At 39.9% G+C, this 17,033-nt stretch carries 18 protein-coding genes and 3 tRNA genes; 13 read left to right on the top strand and 8 right to left on the bottom strand.

All coding sequences use genetic code 11. From position 1 onward, the window contains the following. Positions 1 to 6 precede the first annotated feature (6 nt). On the bottom strand, positions 7 to 1,068 hold the full coding sequence (locus E2I05_RS21485; RefSeq protein ID WP_121855026.1) for a CNNM domain-containing protein: 1,062 nt from the start codon (positions 1,066 to 1,068) through the stop codon (positions 7 to 9). Positions 1,069 to 1,304: 236 nt separating this feature from the next. Between E2I05_RS21485 and E2I05_RS21480 the strand changes: the two genes are divergently transcribed. The 5 genes from E2I05_RS21480 (at position 1,305) to E2I05_RS21460 (ending at position 4,625) form a co-directional block, all read left to right on the top strand. Continuing rightward, positions 1,305 to 1,508, top strand: coding sequence for a hypothetical protein (locus tag E2I05_RS21480; protein WP_121855027.1), 204 nt, complete (start codon positions 1,305 to 1,307; stop codon positions 1,506 to 1,508). A gap of 344 nt (positions 1,509 to 1,852) precedes the next feature. Next, positions 1,853 to 2,878 carry a UDP-N-acetylmuramate dehydrogenase gene (gene murB / locus E2I05_RS21475; RefSeq protein WP_121855028.1) on the top strand — a complete coding sequence of 342 codons (1,026 nt, stop codon included), beginning with the start codon at positions 1,853 to 1,855 and terminating at the stop codon, positions 2,876 to 2,878. Then, complete coding sequence (gene birA, locus E2I05_RS21470) at positions 2,871 to 3,842, top strand: bifunctional biotin--[acetyl-CoA-carboxylase] ligase/biotin operon repressor BirA (protein WP_121855029.1); 972 nt, start codon at positions 2,871 to 2,873, stop codon at positions 3,840 to 3,842. The genes murB and birA overlap by 8 nt, the downstream gene beginning before the upstream one ends. Positions 3,843 to 3,907: 65 nt before the next feature. Then, positions 3,908 to 4,234, top strand: a complete 327-nt coding sequence (locus E2I05_RS21465) for a hypothetical protein (protein WP_121855030.1) — start codon at positions 3,908 to 3,910, stop codon at positions 4,232 to 4,234. Positions 4,235 to 4,241: 7 nt separating this feature from the next. After that, positions 4,242 to 4,625, top strand: coding sequence for an ankyrin repeat domain-containing protein (locus E2I05_RS21460; protein ID WP_121855031.1), 384 nt, complete (start codon positions 4,242 to 4,244; stop codon positions 4,623 to 4,625). 12 nt (positions 4,626 to 4,637) lie between these two features. On the opposite strand, the gene coaA is transcribed toward E2I05_RS21460, so the two are convergent. Continuing rightward, complete coding sequence (gene coaA, locus E2I05_RS21455; protein ID WP_121855032.1) at positions 4,638 to 5,588, bottom strand: type I pantothenate kinase; 951 nt, start codon at positions 5,586 to 5,588, stop codon at positions 4,638 to 4,640. Between the two features lie 231 nt (positions 5,589 to 5,819). Between coaA and E2I05_RS21450 the strand changes: the two genes are divergently transcribed. The 6 genes from E2I05_RS21450 (at position 5,820) to ltrA (ending at position 9,711) form a co-directional block, all read left to right on the top strand. Continuing rightward, positions 5,820 to 5,895: transfer RNA gene (locus E2I05_RS21450), tRNA-Thr, on the top strand. 11 nt (positions 5,896 to 5,906) lie between these two features. Then, positions 5,907 to 5,991, top strand: a tRNA-Tyr gene (locus E2I05_RS21445). A gap of 37 nt (positions 5,992 to 6,028) precedes the next feature. Then, positions 6,029 to 6,102, top strand: a tRNA-Gly gene (locus E2I05_RS21440). 203 nt (positions 6,103 to 6,305) lie between these two features. Continuing rightward, positions 6,306 to 7,490: an elongation factor Tu gene (gene tuf / locus E2I05_RS21435; protein ID WP_133309412.1), complete on the top strand. Its 1,185-nt coding sequence runs from the start codon at positions 6,306 to 6,308 to the stop codon at positions 7,488 to 7,490. A 676-nt stretch (positions 7,491 to 8,166) separates the two neighbouring features. Then, entirely contained in the window at positions 8,167 to 8,307 is a 141-nt protein-coding gene (locus E2I05_RS22200; RefSeq protein ID WP_170179663.1) for a hypothetical protein, read from the top strand. 252 nt (positions 8,308 to 8,559) lie between these two features. Further along, positions 8,560 to 9,711 (top strand): group II intron reverse transcriptase/maturase, encoded by a 1,152-nt coding sequence (gene ltrA / locus E2I05_RS21425; RefSeq protein ID WP_244935407.1) that lies wholly within the window; start codon positions 8,560 to 8,562, stop codon positions 9,709 to 9,711. Positions 9,712 to 9,942: 231 nt separating this feature from the next. On the opposite strand, the gene E2I05_RS21420 is transcribed toward ltrA, so the two are convergent. After that, the gene (locus E2I05_RS21420; RefSeq protein WP_121855201.1) at positions 9,943 to 11,001 is read right to left on the bottom strand and encodes a hypothetical protein; all 1,059 of its coding nucleotides are present in this window, start codon (positions 10,999 to 11,001) and stop codon (positions 9,943 to 9,945) included. Positions 11,002 to 11,789: 788 nt separating this feature from the next. Next, positions 11,790 to 12,041, bottom strand: coding sequence for a hypothetical protein (locus E2I05_RS21415; protein WP_121855203.1), 252 nt, complete (start codon positions 12,039 to 12,041; stop codon positions 11,790 to 11,792). A gap of 272 nt (positions 12,042 to 12,313) precedes the next feature. On the opposite strand from E2I05_RS21415, the gene E2I05_RS21410 reads away from it, so the two are divergent. Continuing rightward, the gene (locus E2I05_RS21410) at positions 12,314 to 12,571 is read left to right on the top strand and encodes a type II toxin-antitoxin system Phd/YefM family antitoxin (RefSeq protein ID WP_121855204.1); all 258 of its coding nucleotides are present in this window, start codon (positions 12,314 to 12,316) and stop codon (positions 12,569 to 12,571) included. Then, positions 12,559 to 12,867 (top strand): type II toxin-antitoxin system RelE/ParE family toxin, encoded by a 309-nt coding sequence (locus E2I05_RS21405; protein ID WP_121855205.1) that lies wholly within the window; start codon positions 12,559 to 12,561, stop codon positions 12,865 to 12,867. The genes E2I05_RS21410 and E2I05_RS21405 overlap by 13 nt, the downstream gene beginning before the upstream one ends. Positions 12,868 to 13,047: 180 nt before the next feature. Here E2I05_RS21405 and E2I05_RS21400 read toward each other — a convergent pair whose 3' ends face one another. The 4 genes from E2I05_RS21400 to E2I05_RS21385 all read right to left on the bottom strand — a co-directional run bounded on the left by E2I05_RS21400 (position 13,048) and on the right by E2I05_RS21385 (position 16,786). Beyond that, positions 13,048 to 13,356, bottom strand: a complete 309-nt coding sequence (locus E2I05_RS21400; protein WP_133309843.1) for a transposase — start codon at positions 13,354 to 13,356, stop codon at positions 13,048 to 13,050. 160 nt (positions 13,357 to 13,516) lie between these two features. Continuing rightward, on the bottom strand, positions 13,517 to 14,986 hold the full coding sequence (locus tag E2I05_RS21395; RefSeq protein WP_133309842.1) for an ISKra4 family transposase: 1,470 nt from the start codon (positions 14,984 to 14,986) through the stop codon (positions 13,517 to 13,519). A 236-nt stretch (positions 14,987 to 15,222) separates the two neighbouring features. Further along, positions 15,223 to 15,414 carry a helix-turn-helix domain-containing protein gene (locus tag E2I05_RS21390; RefSeq protein ID WP_133309841.1) on the bottom strand — a complete coding sequence of 64 codons (192 nt, stop codon included), beginning with the start codon at positions 15,412 to 15,414 and terminating at the stop codon, positions 15,223 to 15,225. Positions 15,415 to 15,763: 349 nt separating this feature from the next. Next, complete coding sequence (locus E2I05_RS21385; protein WP_121855143.1) at positions 15,764 to 16,786, bottom strand: hypothetical protein; 1,023 nt, start codon at positions 16,784 to 16,786, stop codon at positions 15,764 to 15,766. Between the last annotated feature and the right edge of the window lie 247 nt (positions 16,787 to 17,033).

Genomic DNA, 17,033 nt, shown 5'->3' with positions numbered 1-17,033 from the left:
ATGGTGTTAGTGAGTTAAATCATCATTATTCTCAATCACGCGGTGATCTTGTTTCCATTTTTCCCAGCGTTCAGAAGCTTTTTGTTGTAGATCTGCATGTTGATCGGCTTCGTCAACAATCTCTTCACCGACGATTTGTTCAAAAATATCCTCTAATGATAATACGCCTTGTAAAGTTCCATATTCATCGACGACCATAGCAAGTTGGTGCTTATTTGATAACATCAACTCTAAAGCAATGATTAAATTTATGCTACTTAACAAGACATAAATGGGGCGTAAGACTTTACCGATAGGATCATCGGGATTTTTGTTTTGTTGATGTTGAAATAACTCAATACGATGAGCAAAGCCGACAATATTATCTTTACTTTGGTGATATACCAATACCCTTGAGAAGGATGTGTTTTGATAGCGCAGCAGAAACTCACTCACACTAAGGGTATCAGATACTCTAAACACAACTGTTCTTGGTGTAAGGACTTTACTGACCGTAGTTTTTCGTAACGCTAACATGTTTTCGAACATTTTCGATTCAGGTGTGGCTAATTGACCAGCTTCAGAAGCTAAACTCGCCATGGCTGAGAGTTCTTCTCTGAGTTTTGGCGGTGCTTGTTTGTGAGAGACATAACGAGTGATGTGAGACGACATCCATACAAAAGGGGCCAAAACCCATACTAACCTACTAAGGGTATAAGCGGTTAACGGGGCTAATTGGCGCCAATAAGTTGCACCAATGGTTTTAGGAATTATTTCGGATAAGATCAGAATAAAAAGTGTGAGTACCGCCGAAAATATGCCCAACCATTCACTACCAAATACAAGGCTCGCATGGGCTCCTGCACTTGCAGCACCAATGGTATGGGCAATGGTGTTTAAGGTTAGGATTGAGGCTAATGGCTTGTCGACATCGTTTTTTAATTTGGTAAGCGACTCATAACTTGCACTTTTTTGTTTTTTTAAATAAGCGAGGTAGCCGGGAGTTACACTCAATAAAACGGCTTCTAGTATGGAGCATAAAAAAGAAATACCTATGGCGATGGCAACGTAAACCAGTAATAGCAGCATTGATATTCCTTTTTATAATAACGATTAGCTAAACATAACGTAACTTTTAGAGAAAAACGATAAAAACAAAATGGTTAATAATAGAGTGAACCATACCGCCTAGCTTAACTGTTTGATTTTGCTAGATTGTTATGTCTGTGTCGTATGTGGTTTTTGTGAAATGTCATACCTTTGTCCTGTCATCCCATCTAAAAATACTTACTATAAGCCTGAAATTTAACTCAAAGGATGAGGGTATGACTGATAACATTAAAATAGTAGGAATTGAAGTATTTAAACAAGGTTATCAATTCCGATTTGAAGTAAACGATAACATTATCACAACGTGGGGTTCCGCATGGAGTGGTAAGGAAGTCATTAAAGTTAATGGGATTGAAAGTTGCGGAAGAAAGTATACTGATGAGTTCTTGTCATTCCAGCGCAGACTGGAAACGAAGTAACGACAGTTTTGTATGTCGGTAGCCTAGTGCCTTTGCTTTTTTCTATAAAAATCACTGGATACCAGCCTTTGCTGGTATGACAAAGGTTGGTACTTTCTAAATTGCTAGATCCCTTAGGGGCGGTCGTTGTGAATGGTTATAACCTTGGTTATTATGTCTTTAACCCAATAATTTCAGAAATTGACTGGGTTGATATGCTGAAGGCAACAGTCGCACCGATTTCATGTATCTATTTTATTTTTCAATTCAAAAACAGCATTAAATCACAACGGGTGTAATACGTTTACTGTAAAAAAGCCATTTACTCAGTACAATGGTTTTTTTTATTTCCAGAATTCAATATTATGCTTGGTACTCAACAATCCCTTACTGAATTTAACACACTTGGACTGGCACAGCGTTGTCGTCGTTTTCGCAGGCTTTGTTGTGATGAGTCAATTCTTGAGTTTTGCCAAGATGTTAATAATGAAAAGGAAGCGTTATTGGTGTTGGGTGGTGGCAGTAATCTGGTATTCACCGAGGACTTTAATGGCGTAGTCATCAAAATAGAATCTACAGGCATTACGCTCACAGAAGATGATGACGATTATTTTTTAAATATCGCTGCGGGAGAAAGTTGGCCTCAGTTAGTTGAGTCTATGGTGAGCAAAGGGATAAATGGGTTAGAGAATCTGGCCTTAATTCCGGGCACCGTCGGTGCAGCACCCATCCAAAATATTGGTGCTTATGGCGTCGAGTTTGAACAAGTATGTGACTGGGTTGAGTTTTTTAACCTTGAAACTAAAACCTTACACCGATTAAGTGCTCAAGATTGCCAGTTCAGTTATCGAGATTCTATTTTCAAGAAGGATTTAAAAAATAAAACCGTTATATTACGTGTCGGTCTTAAATTATCGAAACAATGGCAACCTGTGCTGAGCTATGGGCCGTTAAAAAACCTAAATTCTAAAACCGTTACGTCCAAGGCCATTTTTAATCGAGTGTGTGAGATCAGGCAAAGTAAACTTCCGGATCCGAGCGTGATAGGCAATGTAGGCAGCTTTTTTAAAAATCCAATTGTTTCAAATAACGACTTCCAAAAATTAATTAGTCAGTTTCCCCAATTAGTTTCATACCCCAATGATAACGGAATCAAGCTAGCAGCTGGCTGGCTTATCGATCACGCGGGGCTAAAAGGACACACTATAGGAAAAGTAGGCGTTCATGATTCACAAGCACTTGTGCTGGTCAATCATGGCGGTGCAACAGGAAAAGAGATTATTCAATTAGCAAGCTTTATCGCAGAAAGAATATTGACTGTTTTTGGCGTCAAGCTTGAAGTCGAGCCACGCTTAATCGGGAAAAATGGGGAGATTGAATTTTATGGCTGAACAATGGCAGCGACGTCGCCAAATATTGAGTGTTCTCAATGAGCAAAAAACCTTTGTGTCAGGTGAAGATTTGGCAAAACAGCTTGGTGTCACTCGCGCGACCATAAGCAATCATATTGATGCACTGGAACAAGCAGGGGTTGGTATTTATAGCGTTAAAGGCAAAGGTTACAAGCTGGAAAAGCCAGTGCCACTGATTGATGGTGATGCACTAGTACATCAAATTGATAATCGCTGTTTTTACTTTGACGAAATTGATTCCACGAATAGCTTTGTACTCAAACATGCTGAAGAGCTAAAGTCAGGCGATATCTGTATTGCTGAATACCAAAGTGCTGGACGTGGTCGCCGTGGTCGTAAATGGGCGTCACCTTATGGCAGTCACTTATATGCGTCTATGTTATGGCAATTTCCTCAAGGTATGGCGCAAGCGATGGGGTTGAGTTTAGTGGTTGGTTGTTCGTTAACGGCCGTATTAGAAAAGCTGGGACTGAGTGATGTTGCAGTAAAGTGGCCAAATGATGTTTATCTTGAAGGCAAGAAGCTGGCAGGCATTTTAGTAGAGATGTCTGGGCAAGTCGATGGCGAATGCCAAGTTGTGATAGGCACTGGAGTTAACTTGTCGATGCCAACAACAGCGGCTGAACAAATCGGCCAACCGTGGGCTGATATTGTGTCACAGCAAACACTGCCGGATAAAACGGAGTTCGCTATTGCACTACACCAACAGCTTAAAGCTGATATTCAAGCATTTGAACAATCGGGTTTATCAGCGTTTGTTGAACGTTGGCAACAAGTGGATCTATATTGCGATAAACCGATTAAGCTTTTAATGGCTGATAATGTTGTCGAAGGTATTTGCCGTGGTATAGATGCCCAAGGCGCCCTGCTGTTAGAAGTCGCTGGTGAAGTAAAAGCGTTTGTTGGAGGTGAGATAACAGTTCGAAAAGTAAGGTTAAATTAATGTTGTATGGCTTTTGTTCAGCATTTTTCATATAAAGTTATTTAAAATATCTGTTTGGTATAAATATGCTTGAATCAATGGTTGTAAGAGTTTCTTTAAAAGATCTTCAGGTCGAAAGTTTTGGCGCTTCGAAGTTGAGTGATGTAACAAATCTAAACAGAATTTGTAGTGATGATGAATTTATAGAGATATTTACAGATGAGAGTCCTGAGAAAGCCCTGAGAATGATGGAAAATCATCCTGAGCTAGGGCGTTATATCGCCCGTTATAAGGTGAACTACCAACAGAGTAATGAAAGCGGAATGGTTTTCGAGTACCCACAAGCATCGCTTTTTTGGCTTGCTTGCAAGATAAAGTGGCTTATCTTTAGTTCAAAAATTATTAGAATATAAACCTGACTTGAATGAACAGGTCGCATGCACAAATATTAGAGCCGTTTCCGGTCGTACTCCATTAATGGCGGCAGCAATTCAGAATAACCCTCAGATTATCCGACTATTAGTAGAGCGTGGAGCAAAAGTCGATATAAAAGATGATTGTGGTCGTAACATTTATGATTTGATGAAAATATTTGTAACAGAGGATGTTATAGCGTTTAATGGTCTTAGTGAACTATTGAAAGGTAAAGGCCTTGAAGAGGTTGTTTCCACCAACGAAAAAGAGATGACTGATATAAAGCGCCATATGGAACAGAGAGTTTATGTTCAGCCAGCCCTTGGTTCGTATTCGGTGCTTTCCATAGATAGTAATGGCGTTAAATTAACATTTAAAAGTTTTCATTAAGACTATTTGTGATTACTTTCTCAACAACACCTGATTCATTAAATGATCACGGCCTTTACGTAAAATAAGATGCGCCCGTTCGCGGGTTGGTAAGATGTTTTGCACTAAATTGGGGCCATTAATTGTGTCCCAAATATTCTCAGCAATGTCATTGGCCGTGGGATCATTTAAACTAGCGTAATGGTGAAAATAGGAATTTTTATTTGCAAACGCGCCATCACGGAACTGTAAGAAGCGTTCAATATACCACTGTTTTAATAAATCATAATCGGCGTCGACGTAAATGGAGAAATCGACGAAGTCTGATACAAACGGTTGATGGGTTTGGATGCTTGAATCAAGCCCTGTTTGTAAGACGTTTAACCCTTCTAGGATCAGAATGTCAGGCTGAACAACAGATTGCTGTTTATCAGTAATACGGTCATAGCTTAAGTGAGAATACAAAGGTGCATTGACGTTGGCTTTACCGGATTTTATATCAGAGATGAAATCTACCAACATTTTCATGTCATAACTTTCAGGGAACCCTTTGCGTTGCATCAACCCTTTTTGTTTTAACTCCGCTAACGGGTACAAAAAACCATCCGTAGTCAATAACTCCACTTTAGGGTGTTCAGGCCATTGTTGAAGCAATGCTTGAAGAATACGCGCTGTAGTACTTTTCCCTACGGCAACGCTTCCAGCAATACTAATGATGTAAGGTGTCTTTGGTTGTTCATTATTGAGAAACTGGCCTAAAACGCGACTGCGTTGCTGCTTAGATTTAATGATAAGGTTTAATAATCGGCTTAAGGGCAAATAAATATCAGTAACTTCGGCCAGTGATAGACGCTCATTAATCCCTTTTAATTGCTCAAGATCTTTTTCATTAAGGGTCATAGGCACAGAGTTACGCAACTCACTCCATTGATCACGCTGAAAAGATTGGTATAACGCTTGGTGAGCTGAATGAGCAGATATCATTATTTTTCCTCAGATTAAGGACGCACAATACCGTATTCAAATTGTCACGACAATCATCATGAAGCTGAAATGGATGCAGTGGTTAATAATTGTTACTCTAGTGTGTTATTTTTAATCAAGACGTGATTTTAAGTAGAAAAAAGCAACATTTGGCACTTTTTTTTAGATAATTTGCATTTTGCACTTGCACTTAGGCCGACATTTACCTAATATCCCGTTCCGAAATGATGCGCCGACATAGCTCAGTTGGTAGAGCAACTGACTTGTAATCAGTAGGTCCCGAGTTCGACTCTTGGTGTCGGCACCATTTATTTCTCTGGAGGGGTTCCCGAGTGGCCAAAGGGATCAGACTGTAAATCTGACGGCTCAGCCTTCGAAGGTTCGAATCCTTCTCCCTCCACCATTTTTCTAGGTAGTTAGGTAGCCTAACCATAGGTTGCGCGGACGTCGTATAATGGTATTACTCCAGCCTTCCAAGCTGATAACGCGGGTTCGATTCCCGCCGTCCGCTCCAAATTTAGTTGCTGATACAGCTCGATATTAAGAGCATATCCTCGATAGGATTAAGTCGGCAGATAAATCCTGCCGTTCAGCACCAACCTTATGTAATTCGCGCTTAAATACCTAAACATAATATTTCGATGCAATAAACTGCGTCGGTTTTTTGCTATATGTAGATTTTAACTACCACAAAAACGTCGGACTGAGGCAATACCCATGGCTAAAGAAAAATTTGAACGTAGTAAACCCCATGTTAACGTAGGTACAATTGGTCACGTTGACCATGGTAAAACTACTCTAACTGCAGCGATCTCACACGTTTTAACCAAAGCTTTCGGTGGTGACGTTAAAGATTTCGCACAAATCGATAATGCTCCAGAAGAGCGTGAGCGTGGTATTACGATTAATACTTCTCACATCGAGTATGACACTGAAACTCGTCACTACGCACACGTAGACTGCCCAGGTCACGCGGATTATGTTAAAAACATGATTACTGGTGCGGCACAGATGGACGGCGCAATCCTAGTAGTAGCTTCTACAGATGGCCCTATGCCACAAACACGTGAGCACATCCTGCTTTCACGTCAGGTTGGTGTACCATTCATCATCGTATTCATGAACAAATGTGACATGGTTGACGATGAAGAGCTTCTAGAGCTAGTAGAAATGGAAGTTCGTGAACTTCTATCTGAATACGAATTCCCAGGTGATGACCTACCAGTTATCCAAGGTTCTGCATTAGGTGCACTTAACGGTGAAGCACAGTGGGAAGAGAAAATTCTTGAACTTGCTAACGCATTAGACACTTACATCCCAGAGCCAGAGCGTGCTATTGACGGTGCATTCATTCTTCCAATTGAAGATGTGTTCTCAATTCAAGGCCGTGGTACTGTTGTTACAGGTCGAGTTGAGCGCGGTATCATTAAAGTGGGTGACGAAGTAGAAATCGTTGGTATCAAAGATACGACTTCAACCACTTGTACTGGTGTTGAAATGTTCCGTAAGCTGCTTGACGAAGGTCGTGCTGGCGAAAACTGTGGTGTACTACTACGTGGTACTAAGCGTGATGAAGTTGAGCGTGGTCAAGTATTGGCACAGCCTGGTTCAATCACTCCACATACGACTTTCGAATCAGAAATCTATGTATTGTCAAAAGAAGAAGGCGGACGTCACACTCCATTCTTCAAAGGCTACCGTCCACAGTTCTACTTCCGTACAACTGACGTGACAGGTACTATCGAATTGCCAGAAGGTGTTGAGATGGTAATGCCTGGTGACAACGTACAAATGGTTGTTACTTTGATTGCTCCAATCGCGATGGACGAAGGTTTACGCTTCGCTATCCGTGAAGGTGGTCGTACTGTTGGTGCTGGTGTTGTAGCTAAAATTGTTGCTTAATCTCTGATTAATCACGATACATCAGCTCAATACTGAAAAAGACCGCTTAGGCGGTCTTTTTTGTTTGCCCAGCGAAGCTGGCAAACCCGACAGGCAGAAAGAAGCCTGTATCACCCAGACTGAGGGGAAGATAATCCGAATGGCAAGGGCGTTGTTGGCTAACGGCAAGGTCTGAAGGAAGCCATAGGAAGTTAGAGGTACACAGCGAAAGCGAACCTGATTCGGCATAATAGAGAGGTAAGCGTGCGAAATAGCGCAACGCCATATACTCAGTCAGCTCTATCATCCTAAATAAATCGGTTGGGAGCGTTCATATACGCAGAAAAAATTACTGATAGCAAGGCATGAATAGCAGCAAGTAGTGGTTACCGACATACAAAACTGTCGTTACTTCGTTTCTACTTGCAAAATTTATAACGCAGCTAGCGGTGATTTTGGCAAGTATATGAATGTTCAGCACTCACCTGATGGGTGAATTAGGGTTGTTTAGTTTTGTATTTAACTTCAATAGATTAAAGCTAAATTGTGCGTTCAGCCGATTTATTTAGAATCATGTGCTTAAGGGTGGGATTTCTAACAGGGAGCGAGTGCAGTAACTGGGGAAGCCTGACACCTTATCTGGGATAGTCCAGAAGCTTTTATACAAGAGGAAACTCAAGGTAGAAGTTGGTGCGAGGTGGCCGATGAGCCCGTAGTAGTGAGTAAAATCCAGCCGATGAAAGCCAGTAATGGTGTGGAGGGCAAAACTGGATTGACCAATGACGTAGTTCATTGGCGGCATCAACAGCCAAAAGCCTTGATGTTGGCGAAGGGGTGAAGCTTAATTTAAGTTTGTGATGGACAGGATTTTTTTTTCACAGATACAGAAAATCACAAAAAAAAAAGATGAGTGAGGCATTTCCGACTGGAGGCATTAGGAATAATGACTCTGGAGACCGAAGCCGTATACGGGAGTAATTCAGTCATATCAAAGTAAATTACCAAGGGCTAGAAGGCTTTGAGGCTGAGTGAAATACACCAACTGATGAAAACAAGACACTGAACCCAAACAACGCACACAGAGAGGTCAATGAGAGTTTATTACAGCTTGTATGGTCGCTTACTTAACAAAGAATCACTGTACAACGGATTTAAGAAAGTGTGGAGAGCCAAAGGCACTGCTGGAATTGATGAGCAGAGCTTAGAGCAATTCGCCTCAAATCTGAGTAACGAATTTGATAAACTTCTTATCGAACTCAAAACCAAGCAATACCGACCTTCAGCCGTCAAACGGGTAGAAATCCCGAAAGATGATGGTGGAGTGAGAAAGCTTGGGATACCAACGGTTCGAGACCGAATCGTACAACAATGCCTAAACGATATACTAAGTCCGATATTTGAAGAGCAGTTCCATCCATCAAGCTATGGATATCGACCACACAGAAGCGGCCATGATGCCATAAACAAAGCCACGATGTTTATCCGTCAATATGACTTAAAACATGTGGTGGATATGGATTTATCCAAATGCTTTGACTTACTCGACCAAGAGCTAATCTTAACGAGCATAAGCAGAAGGGTAAAAGATGGCAGTATCTTAAGGTTGATAAAACAGTTCCTTGAAAGCGGTGTTATCGTAGGAGGCAACTGGCAAGCAACAGTAACAGGAAGTCCACAAGGTGGCGTTATCAGTCCACTGATAGCGAATATCTACCTTGATGCCTTTGACCAAGAGATGAAACGTAGAAATCATCGATTGGTCAGATACGCAGATGATATCCTGATATTATGTCACAGTCGCAAAGGTGCAGATAATGCACTGAAGCAAGCGACAAAGCTACTTGAAAAAGACTTAAAGCTGACAGTAAATCGAAGCAAAACTCACATAACTCATAGTGATGATGGGGTAAAGTTTCTCGGAGTAGAGATTGGCAGTAACTATACGACAATCCAAGCTAAGAAACTGAAAAGCTTCAAAGTGCAGCTTAAAGCGCTCACCAAACGCAACGGTGGTAAGCCATTACAACGGGTGATAAAAGAGTTAAACCCGAAACTAAGAGGTTTTAGCCAATATTTTCGAATAGCGAATGCGAGCAACGAGTTCAAGAAGCTAGCCGCATGGTTAAGGCGACGACTGAGAAGCATACAATTAAGACTGTGGAAAAAGCCAGGTAGGCTACACCGCAGACTTAAGCAACTTGGTTATAAGCCACCATTTAAGTTCATTCAAATGATGAAGTAGAAGAACGCAAGTAGTCCACTCTCTCATTATGCAATGCCGAATAAATGGTTTGCAGAGATGGGGCTATACAATCTTGAAGAAGTACGAACGGGCTATGTGCTCAGTACAAAGTAATTGAATAAAATTAAGCAGGAGCCGTATACGAGACCCGTACGTACGGGTCTGTGAGAGGGATGAGGCACTAACGCCTCACCCTACTCGATGTTCTGTCTTAATATCCAAAACGCCAAATCATGAATTGGTTATCCCTTGTTTTATGTCAGGGTGGGCTCGACGTGCTGATTGAAGCATCGATTGACTGATAGTATCCCATAACATCATCTCAGTACTTTTTGAATCATCTGGATGTAATGGTATGGAAAGTCCTGTTTCTTTTGGTTGCAGCTCGTCAACGGCCGATTTAACGTCAGAAAAACTGTGCTTAGGTGTCACTGATGTGTTTGTTGCTGCTTGTGAAATCGGAATACAGCAGGCTAAAGCCTTTCCAAAACATACAAGTTGGAATAACTCATCGTCATCATCAGCCCAGTCTGAAACATGTGAACAATGATGCAATGTTTCACAGTTCATGGTGTCGATTAACTCCATAACGTCACTGACGTCAGGCGAAAGAGATAGGTAGGCACTGAGTAAATAGGGTATGTGGGGAAGTTCGAGTTTAAGCTTACCCTGAGCCGTATATTTTTTTTCGATTGGCGCGGCATTATGAGCGAACAGCCATTGGTTTACTGTATCGGTGTTTTTCTCAAAAAAGCCGGCCGCACAGCCTTGATAGTTCAGATATAAAGCTTCATCCTCCCCATTTCTAATATCCATTAAAAATTCTTTTAATGGAATTTTCCGCATAAATGTATTGGCTATTTTAAATTCAACAAATCTTGAGTCAGTGACCTCGACTTTAAATAAGCCTGTATCTTTGGCTAAGGCTCTGAGTTTACAGAAATAGTGACAAGCTGGTGACTTAGCTTGATAAGCATTTCTCTTTACAGCTTGTTGCACGGTAGCCTCGTTGATCCCAGCTTCAACATCAGGAGTCACCTCGGAGTCAGGGGTTAACCAGTTCGCCAACTCTTGTAGAGCTTCTGCTTTTTTATTGTGATGAAATAATGAATCAATGAGTTTATCGAATAAACCCATGTAGATAATTTTGTTATTGTCACCATCGATTACTGCTTGAACGCGAGCCTTTGATAATCCATGTTGCGCCAAATAATCCGATGCTTTTTGCAGCCCCTGCTCAGCACAATCACTCTGCCAAGCTTGGCTTCGAATGAGTGGGACAATATGCATGATACGACCCTCTTACGTTAAGTCAGTTTCAGTTAAGTAAATCAAAACATGCTGATAATGCCAACTAATCTAAATAAGGTTTCATATAAACTTTAACTATTGAACTTAAATAAGTCGGTTTAAGGCTTCAATGGCAACATAGCGTCTATGATCTCGTTGATTAAGTGGCTTGTAAAAACGGAACATTTGTTTTTTACAATAGGAGAGTAAATGTTCATAAAGTTTCAAGGAAAGCAGGTTTAGAAGGCTTATATTGAACCACATTATGGTTTTAAGCAAACACTACACAGAAGTTATTTTGGGACAGTTCCTAAGTCCTAAGCTGATAGGTACGGCAGATAATCAAAGTGACCTCGTCAACGGACAAGACATCAGATAAGCGTTTCACTTGCTGGGGGTTAACGATGTTCAACCACTGCTACTCTTTACTCAGCGTATACGGTAAAAAAAACTGCAAGCCATAGCGGACAATTTTGACGGTACCCCAAGAGTGAGATTGAAATAGGGCATCGAAATATACTGCTTGAGATCACGATACTCTAGGTTATCAGGGCTGCGGTCGAAATGCTTGATAATGCGGCTAACGGCAAGACTGTAGCCATCAATGATTGGCTTGCACTTGCTTTGTAAGTGTAAATCTTCAAGGTCTTGTTTGTAAAGGAAATAAAAGCATTGTTGTTCCAGCTCAGGTTGAATGGAGTGGCTATGCATCCATCGCTGCGCCTTGTATTACGCACTGCGAGTATGCCAGAATCATTCGATTACATTTGCATGGGTGCTTATTTAAATTATTTAAGCATTTTTATAATAAGACTTTCTGGAAAATTATAGCTTGCTGTGGGATTTAGGTCTTGTTTTTGTTGTACAATTATTTTGTTTTTTGCCTTTTTATTTACTGTGTTACCTAGCTTGATTGCTAAATCACTTTCGGGGTAATCTTTTATAAACTCCTCAATAGCGTCTTCTATCACACCATATCTTGCTTGAGTGCAGAATCTGTTTCTCAAACTTTGTATTTTTAATTTTTGTTGATCATTCATTCCATCAGTGAAATCGTACTCTGATTTAATAGGGAGGTTTAATTGATCTGTAAGTTGAGTATGTCATACCGAATAATGTATTTAGACTAAAGTTCATAACTAACAACTTCTTATTAACCGCTAATGGTGTAACAGGCCGTGGCACAAGCCTAAATGGTGAACAGCATTCTCATTAAATCTAAACATCATCATTGACTCTAAAGCTGATTTAATATTTACTATACTCAAAGTGTCACTTTAGTGTTACTTTAAAATACGGATGGACTTTAATAATGAAAGTAGAACTTGTGACAGCACTTAAGCGCCAAGCTACAAAAATACTGGCAGATCTTCACTTGACCAAAGAGCCTGTACTTATCACCGAACATGGTAAGCCCTCTGCCTACTTAGTAGATGTGGAAGATTATGAATTCATGCAGAATCGACTTACGATTCTAGAAGGTATAGCTCGTGGTGAACGAGCAATTATTGAGAATAGAACTTCAACTCTTGAAGAAGCTAAGGAATCGATGTCTAAATGGCTAAAATAGTTTGGACTGAACCAGCCTTATCAGACTTAAATGATATCGCCGAATATATTGCTTTAAACAATATCACAGCAGCCAAAACACTAGTTCAAAACGTTTTTAAAAGTGTCGAACGTTTAGAAGACTTTCCTAGCTCTGGACGAATTCCACCTGAGTTACAGCATTTAAGTTACCGAGAAGTAATCGTACCTCCATGTCGCATTTTCTATAAACAAGATAACAGTAGCATCTACATACTTTTTGTTATGCGTGAAGAGCGTGATTTACGGAAATTTATTTTAGATAGATCGCTTTCTTAACTCTTGAATGATGCTTTGTCTAAATCGTTTCCTAACTATATAGTGTCAGCTGAAAAAGGGACTTATAATATAGGCACCTGATGAGGTCGTAATAATTGCATCTGATCGTAAAGATCAAAATTCGAATAATGTCCTCTTGCGTAATAACCCCTCTTTACTTTAAATTTATATTCTTCATTATCAGTAGGTATCTTCACTATAAATGTCTGTATTCACTGTGCACTCAACTTCGTGGTAAACAACCTTACCTTGCCTACTCAAAAAGCCAAGTACGTTTAGTTTCTTGCTGTTTTGATATGCAGTGCATTCAATAGCAACGCCTTTTTCGCTCCAACCATACGGTAAGTTCGACTTCTGGGAAAAGCCTGATTCATCAAAATAATAAAGATCTATTACCCCTTCCTTTTCCATTTCTACACAACTCACTAATTCATCGTAGGCTCTTTCAAAATAGACTTCATTTCGCTGTTTTTTAAGTGAATGTCTCATGCGTTTATGGCTGTAGTTAAATTTTATTTATCGTCCGTTTTACTGTGCCTAGACTGCATTCTTTACCTGTTGAATTCTGTATTAAAGACTGCGCTCTTTTAAGTTGATGAGGCTCTTCATAAACAAATGATTTGGGTGTGGGTCTTTTAAAACGACGAAGTTATCCACATCTGTATAACCTCTGTTTGGATTGCTTTTTGTGATACTCCCAATACTTTTCAATATCACCACTCGATCTTAACGACCTAAGTTTTAATATAGCTTCTGCACCTTCAAGACTCCATCTCGCTCCAGTGATATCCAACCTATCATTAATCAGATGACGACAAGCTCCCTCAATGACACCGCTAGCAATTGGGAAACCTTGCTCTAACGCTTTACCGTATTCTAATCTTGATTTATTTTTCAATAGATAACCGATGCACTTATTAATGCCTTCTCGTTGTTTTAATTTCCGTTTTGTTGCACTGATCCCAAGGCCTTTTGCTACTTGTGACGCATTACCTCGTAAGATTTCAGTCGCTCGCTTTTCTATCCAATCTTCGACTTCTGGATCATCTTTTTCAAATAAGCACCACGCCGCTTTCCAGAGATATTCAAGCACATGGATGAAATCCATGACCACCGTTGCATTGATGTTGAGTTTCTTCATCACCCGATAAATTTGTTTTAGCTGATGAGGATGACCATCAACGAGTACAACCCACTGACAGCTTTGAGTTGGGTCTCGTTCCAGAGCTTCTAAAAATGCTTCTTCAATCACAGTCGCAGCGCTTCTTTCTACGCTTGCCCACACACGTTTATTTCTTGGTGGCACACGTAATGGACGAACATTTGAATTATCGTTTCTAGACATGATTGATTCTGGGGTACGATGCAAAGGCTTGGTGGTGTATACCGCTGCAACTTCTGCCATTCGTTTGCGGTCTTTTTTTTCTCCAGCACTTAGGCGTCCTTTGAGCTTCTGTTGTTTCGCTGCTTTTTGCGTGCCCTCTCTCAAGCTATTAGGTTGCATAACGATGCCTTTTCCATCCATAGTCAATACCAGTAAATCAGATGTATTTTCTGGCTTAAGGTATCTCTGCTGGAGATAAAAACCATCAAAATCTTGTGCAATATCCTGCACAATTTGCCTTGCTTGTCGCTTGGGCACGTGCGCACCTGTGGTGGTATCTATTGAGCTTACTGCATCATCATATGAGCCTTTGACTGCTTCTGTAGCGAGTCTTAGGCGTACACCATCAGAGTATTTATCTTTCGAAAGATTCAGCTCACCATCCATTGGAAACACGCTATCACACCGACGTTGACTGTAACCTTTTCGATGCATCGTTACGGTACCAAATAAACTTTCTAAGTTTCGTTTGCAGTTATTTTTCAAATGATTCAATGCAATGTCACGGTTGGAACAAACTTGCTGACGGGGCTCTTCAGCGGTTTTGATATCTAAGAAACCCTGTAATAAACACCGCAACAACTCAGTTCCTTCGGTATCGATATAAGCTTCAACTTCTCCATGGCTCTCTTGCTTAACTTGCTCGTCTTCGAGGTGCGAAATAATACGTTCAAATTGCAATTTGGCTTCAGAAAAGAATGAAAATTCGAGTGAGTTTGAGTATGCTAGTTTCATGAAAGGAGCCTTTTTATATACTTGTTGTGTGTGGAAACTGATAAGTACTATAAAATTGCTCCTTTCGCACCATTTATTAAACCCATCCAATTGATAATTAATGATCTTTTCATGGTTTTCGTCGATCAAAAAGATCTACACCCAAATGATTTTAAGAGTGAAGCTTCCTCTTGGGAGTAAATGCTAGGTCGACCTGAACGTTTGTCATCAAATAAACTTGAGACACCTTGCTCGTACTAAGCGGTAATCCAGTTTGATACTGTAATTTCGCAAACTTCGAAAATGTCAGCTATCTGTTTAATTGAAAACTTCTTATTACTTAACAGAAATGCGTGTGCTCTGGTTCGACTACGATGTTTGGGATGATGTGCTACGGCTGCTTTCAATGTTTCAATTTCAAATTCTGAAAGTGCTACGACTCTTTTCATGATAACTCTCGCACATGAGATAAAACTATATTTAGGGTACTAATATTTAAAATAAAATTTTATGAGGAACTTCAATTTTCTGAATAGTTTTGTGATTTAAAAAACTTTTAGTCGACTACTTACAAATTAACAAATTTTGCGTTATCTTTTACTTGAAGGACGGTGCTCATAATATTCCCCTTGTGTTGTGTTAACTAAAGGGTAGTTGAGTTACTGTCCTTCATAGTTTCTAGACTACCGACATACAAAACGGTCGTTACTTCGTTTCCAGCCTTATGTGGAGTGACGAGAACTCATCGGTATAGTTTCTTCCGCAACTTTCCTTATTCAAGCAAAACCGATTAATCATTCAGTCTTGATCACGCAGTTTATGATACATCACTCTAGCTCTCTGGTAAGAGGTTTCAACTTCAAATTTTGAATGCATTGCAGTGCAAACAATAAAAGCTTGGAGTGAGTGATATAATTCTTTTCCTGATTTAGAGTCAATATCGATTCCAATTAGTTCAAACATAGCACTAAACGAGTTCATCATCCCTGATGCACCTGATATATATGGTTCACTTTTTAAAAAACAATCGTGTAAGTACTGATTTCGCTTGCCTTTATGTAATCTACATAAAGTATCAATTATATAGTTTGTTTCTAAGCAGTTTAGTAAGCCTTTTTTATCAGGTAATTGCATATTACCAAAACAGCCTTCAGTAGTTTCTTCTGCAATTTGAGATAATTCCTCATGACAGCGCATCGATTTAATAACGTTGTAATCTTCATCAATTTTTTTACAAAAATCTGGTTTTGTAACATAAATAATTTCCCGACCAATCCTCCATACGAATGACCAAATGGCCATATCATTATTCTCAGTACTGCTCAGTAGTTCACGAAATTTTTCAGACAATGCTAACCGGCTATTTATATGCACAATAGGTTTACTCGTTTTAGGCATTGGAAACTTTTTCCCATCCTTAGTATGAGCATGAATAAATTTAGACACTGTTGCATTATCGAATTCTGGCCAAGTGTCACCACATAAATTTTTAGCGAAATAGTGTGCAAATCTTACGGCTTGTTCATGAAACAAGGGACTACAAATAATGTCGTAGGATTCGATATCTTCTTTTTCAAGTCTCATTGTCTGGGCAAACGCTCTATTCATTTGATGAAATTGGGGTTCTCCACGAAGTTGGGTATGGCATTGATGCCAAGTTGAAAGTTGAAAAAGTAAATGTGCAGATGCATCAGAACAGGCTCGAAAATATACAAGGTATACATTATCACCGTTTCTAAATTCTAAATCGGTTATACCTGCCTGACTAAAAGCCTGTAGAGAAAAAGTAGCACTGGAATCGCTTATAAGAGGAAAACTCAATTATTCTCTTTAAAAAGTAACTAGTTGCTTGCTATTTTGTGGTGAAAAATGAAGTGATACAAATTAAATTTATTTAATTAACAAAAATATTTAGCGTATGAGTGACCCCGCCGCAAGCAGCAGGGTATCGTCAAGATACACGAAAGAGGATAGTTCGCCCTAAGGAGCGAGGAGCGATGAATTAAATCCACAGCGATTAAATTTTGATTAAGATTACATAACTTTAATTAAGTGGCCTTGTACCTGC

It is taken from the genome of Parashewanella spongiae (assembly GCF_004358345.1).
GTDB classification, from domain to species: Bacteria; Pseudomonadota; Gammaproteobacteria; order Enterobacterales; family Shewanellaceae; genus Parashewanella; species Parashewanella spongiae.
This window is presented reverse-complemented; position numbering and strand designations above follow the sequence as displayed.

What these genes read in the sequence shown, in the direction of transcription:
- E2I05_RS21485 (WP_121855026.1), bottom strand. Translation starts at nt 1,068, where the DNA reads ATGCTGCTATTACTGGTTTACGTTGCCATCGCCATAGGTATTTCTTTT.
- E2I05_RS21480 (WP_121855027.1), top strand. Translation starts at nt 1,305, where the DNA reads ATGACTGATAACATTAAAATAGTAGGAATTGAAGTATTTAAACAAGGT.
- murB (WP_121855028.1), top strand. Translation starts at nt 1,853, where the DNA reads ATGCTTGGTACTCAACAATCCCTTACTGAATTTAACACACTTGGACTG.
- birA (WP_121855029.1), top strand. Translation starts at nt 2,871, where the DNA reads ATGGCTGAACAATGGCAGCGACGTCGCCAAATATTGAGTGTTCTCAAT.
- E2I05_RS21465 (WP_121855030.1), top strand. Translation starts at nt 3,908, where the DNA reads ATGCTTGAATCAATGGTTGTAAGAGTTTCTTTAAAAGATCTTCAGGTC.
- coaA (WP_121855032.1), bottom strand. Translation starts at nt 5,588, where the DNA reads ATGATATCTGCTCATTCAGCTCACCAAGCGTTATACCAATCTTTTCAG.
- tuf (WP_133309412.1), top strand. Translation starts at nt 6,306, where the DNA reads ATGGCTAAAGAAAAATTTGAACGTAGTAAACCCCATGTTAACGTAGGT.
- ltrA (WP_244935407.1), top strand. Translation starts at nt 8,560, where the DNA reads ATGAGAGTTTATTACAGCTTGTATGGTCGCTTACTTAACAAAGAATCA.
- E2I05_RS21420 (WP_121855201.1), bottom strand. Translation starts at nt 11,001, where the DNA reads ATGCATATTGTCCCACTCATTCGAAGCCAAGCTTGGCAGAGTGATTGT.
- E2I05_RS21415 (WP_121855203.1), bottom strand. Translation starts at nt 12,041, where the DNA reads ATGAATGATCAACAAAAATTAAAAATACAAAGTTTGAGAAACAGATTC.
- E2I05_RS21410 (WP_121855204.1), top strand. Translation starts at nt 12,314, where the DNA reads ATGAAAGTAGAACTTGTGACAGCACTTAAGCGCCAAGCTACAAAAATA.
- E2I05_RS21405 (WP_121855205.1), top strand. Translation starts at nt 12,559, where the DNA reads ATGGCTAAAATAGTTTGGACTGAACCAGCCTTATCAGACTTAAATGAT.
- E2I05_RS21400 (WP_133309843.1), bottom strand. Translation starts at nt 13,356, where the DNA reads ATGAGACATTCACTTAAAAAACAGCGAAATGAAGTCTATTTTGAAAGA.
- E2I05_RS21395 (WP_133309842.1), bottom strand. Translation starts at nt 14,986, where the DNA reads ATGAAACTAGCATACTCAAACTCACTCGAATTTTCATTCTTTTCTGAA.
- E2I05_RS21390 (WP_133309841.1), bottom strand. Translation starts at nt 15,414, where the DNA reads ATGAAAAGAGTCGTAGCACTTTCAGAATTTGAAATTGAAACATTGAAA.